The following is a 4778-nucleotide window of genomic DNA, read 5'->3' on the forward strand; positions in this document are numbered from 1 at the left end:
CCCGATTCCCGATTCCCGATTCCCGATTCCCGATTCCCGATTCCCGATTCCCGAGAACCATGAAATATTAAGGTTTAAGGATTAAAGATCAATACGACATGGAATTGGGATATTATAAAAAGTTTGCTAAGTATCCAGATTCCCTTGGCGATTGTTGGTAATTTATGCCAGAATACCGATTGAATTAAGGCTGGCTGATTCAGCTACAGCAACCTCTATAGGGGAAAGAATGGTCTTATCAAAACGTCAATTTATCAATTTTTCTATCATTGCTGTTATTAGCGCCTGCCTTACCTTCCCCTTGAAGGTTCTCGCTACAACTCCTGCCCCAGATGTCTTATCCTCAACCAGTACCACTGCCACAATTACTACGCCTCACATGACTATTTTTCAGGCTGTGGTGCTGGGTTTTGTACAAGGGTTCACGGAATTCCTGCCCATCAGTAGCACCGCTCATTTAAAAGTGGTACCTGTGGCCTTAGGCTGGGGTGATCCAGGGGTTGCGTTTACGGCTGTGATTCAACTAGGCTCCATTGCGGCGGTGGTGTGGTACTTCTGGGGAGACTTGAGTAAAGTCACTACTGGCGCATTCAAAGCTATCCGTACATCCGATTACCAATCCCAAGACTTCCAGATGGCACTGGGAATTGCCTTGGGAACCCTACCCATTGTCTTCTTTGGACTGCTGATTAAAATCTTTATCCCTGATTATGACAATTCTCCGATACGGAGTACCATGTCAATCGCCTATGTCTCGATTGTGATGGGTTTGTTGATGGGTGTTTCTGAAGTCGTGGGTAAGCGTAAGCGTAACTTTGAGGATTTAGGTCTTAAAGATGGGATCGGGATGGGCTTGGCTCAGGCGTTGGCTTTAATGCCTGGTGTCTCCCGGTCTGGCTCAACTCTCACTGCTGGTTTATTCATGGGTTTGGAACGAGCAACCGCAGCACGGTTTTCCTTTTTGTTGGGCATCCCCGCCATTACCTTAGCTGGTTTAGTGGAGTTAGTCGGTTTGCTAAAAGATGGCATCGGGGATGCTGGGGGAATGTCACTGATTGTAGGGGTGATTTCATCCGCAGTATTTTCCTACGTAGCGATCGCATGGATGATAAACTATCTGAAAAAACAAGGTGTCTGGATATTTGTCTGGTATCGGTTATTGTTTGGGTTAGTAATTTTAGGTGGTATCATAACTGGGCTGTTACAAAATAGTTAGCGTCCGCAAGTGAATGAGTCAAAGCTCGATTAGTCCAGTATTAATCACAAAGGTTCTTCCCAACTCCATTGCCGCTGAGATTGGATTTGAACCAGGGGATTCTATTGTTGCGATCAATGGCAGTCATCCCCGTGATTTGATTGATTATCAATTCCTGTGTGCGGATGAAATTTTAGAACTGGAAGTGCTGGATGGGGCGGGTGAGACTCATGTGATCGAAATTGAGAAAGACTATGATGACGATTTAGGGCTGGAATTCGAGACAGCGTTATTTGATGGTTTGATTCAGTGCAATAATCGTTGCCCATTTTGCTTTATCGACCAACAACCACCAGGTAAGCGCCAAAGCCTTTATTTCAAAGATGATGACTATCGGCTTAGTTTCCTGTATGGGTCTTACTTAACCCTGACTAATCTGACTCAAACGGAGTGGGATCGGATCGAACGGATGCGTCTATCTCCTCTTTATGTTTCGGTTCATGCTACTGAGCCGGATGTGCGCATAGGGTTACTTAAAAATCCTCGGGCTGGGCAAATTTTAGAGCAGTTAAGGTGGTTTCAGGAGCGACGGCTGCAAATTCATGCCCAGGTAGTGGTGTGTCCTGGAATTAATGATGGCATTCACTTAGAACGTACTCTGCTAGATTTAGCGCAATTCTATACCGGTGATCTGCCCGCAGTGGCTTCAACGGCAGTAGTGCCGGTGGGATTGACTCGCTTTCGACCCCAGGAGGATGAACTGATTAGTGTTACTGGGGAGAAAGCTAGGGAAGTGATTGCTCAAGTTCAAAGGCTTCAGGAGAAATTTAAGCACCAGTTGGGGTCTACCTTTGCTTGGTTGGCAGATGAGTGGTTTTTGATTGCCAGAGAAGAGTTACCTCCAGAATCCGATTACGGAGACTACCCTCAAATTGGGAATGGTGTCGGTTCTATTCGTCTGTTCTTGAAAGAATTCCAATCTACTGCTACTAAACGGTTGCCTAAGGCTCTAGAAATCCCCCGACGGGGGACTTGGGTGGTGGGTAATGCGGTGGAAAAAGCCTTTGAACCTGTAGTAGAGCGGTTCAATGCTGTGGCAGGATTGGAGATTACGATGGTAGCGTTATCTAGTGATTACTGGGGTCAGGAGATAACGGTTACTGGCTTGCTGACTGGACAGGATTTACTGAAGGGATTACAAGGAAAAGATTTAGGAGAAATGATTCTGTTACCTGGGTTGATGCTTAAGCATGGTGATACCCGGTTTCTGGATGATATGACTGTGGCAGAAGTTGCTGATCAGCTCAAGACTCCGATTATTCCGGTTAATGGTATTGAGGAATTGATCGATGGGGCTGTTGGGAAATAGGGAATCGGGAATCGGGAATCGGGAATCGGGAATCGGGAATCGGGAATTGGGAATTGGGAACAGGGAACAGCGGATCTGGGAACAGGGAATTGGAAAAAAATTATGTTTACCTGATTCATAGGAGAACCGCTCGATCAGTTTTGCGATCGCAAATAGTTTAGGAATCAGTTGCTAGTGGTGCTTCAGGGACGGGCTCACCCTCATTTTCTCGGTAGCCAGTGTTGGGACAGTCCTTCCGAAAATTGTAACGGGCAAGATGCCCATTCCACTCACCAGGTCAAACAGCTTTAGCGATGCAGCAAGGGAACAGGGGGAAACCCCCTGTTCCCTTGCTGCATCAAGACAATGAGATGCTAGATCACTCTTGCGATCGCAAATAGTATAGGAATCAGTAATTAGTAATCAGTAATTAGTAATAATTATAGCACTATTCCCGATTCCCGATTCCCGATTCCCGATTTCCTACTCCCTTTTTTTACTACTCATAAAAAATTCAGATCTCATTCCGTTACCCTACATTTTATTTAAAATCCCTTGCCCAAAAAAATTTTCTCAAAACCCTTGACAACTTAAATTATAATCGTTATGATTATAGTATATTACCTAAACCAAAGGTGAACCTTATGGATTCCGAATTTCGCCCAAACCCCGAAAACAACCCTGAGGATATTACTCCTAGTAATAATCCTCAGGAATCTTCTCCAAAAAAATACCCTGTTAAGCACATTCTTAAGGGCTCCCGCAAGGCTATAATTAACACGATGCATGCCCTCTATGCACTGCGTTACGCCGAAATTTCTGAGTGGAGTCCTCTGCAACCGACGGGCATTCCTGGAGAATTTATTACGATGATGACCAAGTACATAATTCTGGATTAACGGATTAACTTTCTGGGGGGCTTTGCCCCCTGGCAAAATCATCAAGTATGCTCCCATGGGAGCAGGTACCGATAGGGTTAAAAACGGAATCACATAAGGTCATTTCATAGCCGTGGATGGTATTTCTGCGGCTATTTTTTTTGTTAAGAAGGGAATCGGGAATCGGGAATCGGGAATCGGGAATCGGGAATTGGGAATAGCAATGCACTGCATCAAGAGGTGCGACCTGTGCCGAATTTAATTCTTAATGGTAAGAGCGCACCTAACAGGGAATCAACCTAAAAGAAAACTGTACCTCATAACTTCGATAAACGCTATAGTATCATAGATCTAGAGATTAAATAGTAAATATAATTAATCATGGCTGATTCTAGTTCTTTAAATAAACCAACTGTCTACTCTTCTGATGCTCCAAGCTGTGATGAGTCCGTAGTTCATCTAGATAATGTGTGGCAGGTCCAGAGTAAGGTTCTAGCAACGGAAAAAGCGCAACAGATGGCAGAATTTTTTAGCGTTCTTTCCGACCCCCATCGGCTAAAGTTGCTTTCAGCCCTCGCACAGCAAGAGCTTTGTGTTTGCGACTTAGCAGCGATAGTAAAAATGGGGGAATCGGCAGTATCTCATCAGTTACGAGTTTTGCGATCGCAAAAGCTAGTAAAATATCGCCGTCAAGGTCGCAACGTTTACTACAGTCTTGCCGATGAACATATTGTGACTTTTTATAGAGAAGTAGCTCAACACCTTGATCAAAGTTGATTATTGAGCAGAGATCGCGGAATAAGTAATATAGCAATTCTACAACTTTTGAGGTACAAATATCTGGGTTAATGGGAGCAGGGAGCAGGGAGTAGGGAGCAGGCAATAGGCAATAGGCAATAGGCAATAGGCAATAGGCAATAGGCAAACAATTATGTGTACTTTATGAGTCCTAGAAACGCTATAAATTTGTCGATCTACTTAAATAAGTTGTAACAGTATTTACAATACAGCCAGATAATTTTAAATTTGTGAGGTACATATTTACGGGCTTTAGGAACTCTTAAGCCTGGTATATGGGAACAAATAAAAAAAAAATTGTACCTTATAATTATGGAAAAACGCTGTCAATAATTTATTTTGCACAGCTACTTACTATATAATTTGAATAATCTTTTGTCTGAATAGTCTTTCAGATATTCAGGAGATTTTCGTTAGGTATTGCTATGGCACAACACCATCATCAAGACTGCTGCAATTCTGGGCATTCCGTTAAAGCGGTTGCTGAGGTGACTACCCATGATCACTGCTGCGGGAACAGTCAAGCACAGGAGGTGACTACCCATGATGACTGCTGCGG

The 4778-nt window shown here is 43.8% G+C and carries 5 protein-coding genes; all 5 read left to right on the forward strand.

Annotation, left to right across the window (positions count from 1 at the left end; genetic code table 11):
• Window positions 1–229 precede the first annotated feature (229 nt).
• The 5 genes from AC4II3_RS31310 (at window position 230) to AC4II3_RS31330 (ending at window position 4198) form a co-directional block, all read left to right on the forward strand.
• Window positions 230–1216 carry an undecaprenyl-diphosphate phosphatase gene (locus AC4II3_RS31310; protein WP_488016465.1) on the forward strand — a complete coding sequence of 329 codons (987 nt, stop codon included), beginning with the start codon at window positions 230–232 and terminating at the stop codon, window positions 1214–1216.
• 13 nt (window positions 1217–1229) lie between these two features.
• Window positions 1230–2564 (forward strand): TIGR03279 family radical SAM protein, encoded by a 1335-nt coding sequence (locus tag AC4II3_RS31315; RefSeq protein WP_488016463.1) that lies wholly within the window; start codon window positions 1230–1232, stop codon window positions 2562–2564.
• Window positions 2545–2685, forward strand: coding sequence for a hypothetical protein (locus tag AC4II3_RS31320; RefSeq protein WP_488016461.1), 141 nt, complete (start codon window positions 2545–2547; stop codon window positions 2683–2685). The genes AC4II3_RS31315 and AC4II3_RS31320 overlap by 20 nt, the downstream gene beginning before the upstream one ends.
• A gap of 502 nt (window positions 2686–3187) precedes the next feature.
• Entirely contained in the window at window positions 3188–3442 is a 255-nt protein-coding gene (locus AC4II3_RS31325) for a hypothetical protein (protein ID WP_488016459.1), read from the forward strand.
• 360 nt (window positions 3443–3802) lie between these two features.
• Window positions 3803–4198, forward strand: coding sequence for an ArsR/SmtB family transcription factor (locus AC4II3_RS31330; RefSeq protein ID WP_488016457.1), 396 nt, complete (start codon window positions 3803–3805; stop codon window positions 4196–4198).
• Window positions 4199–4778 lie beyond the last annotated feature (580 nt).

This window comes from Moorena sp. (assembly GCF_982860115.1).

Excerpts from the sequence above, each read along its gene's own strand:
- AC4II3_RS31310 (WP_488016465.1), top strand. The coding sequence starts at position 230 with ATGGTCTTATCAAAACGTCAATTTATCAATTTTTCTATCATTGCTGTT.
- AC4II3_RS31315 (WP_488016463.1), top strand. The coding sequence starts at position 1,230 with ATGAGTCAAAGCTCGATTAGTCCAGTATTAATCACAAAGGTTCTTCCC.
- AC4II3_RS31320 (WP_488016461.1), top strand. The coding sequence starts at position 2,545 with ATGGGGCTGTTGGGAAATAGGGAATCGGGAATCGGGAATCGGGAATCG.
- AC4II3_RS31325 (WP_488016459.1), top strand. The coding sequence starts at position 3,188 with ATGGATTCCGAATTTCGCCCAAACCCCGAAAACAACCCTGAGGATATT.
- AC4II3_RS31330 (WP_488016457.1), top strand. The coding sequence starts at position 3,803 with ATGGCTGATTCTAGTTCTTTAAATAAACCAACTGTCTACTCTTCTGAT.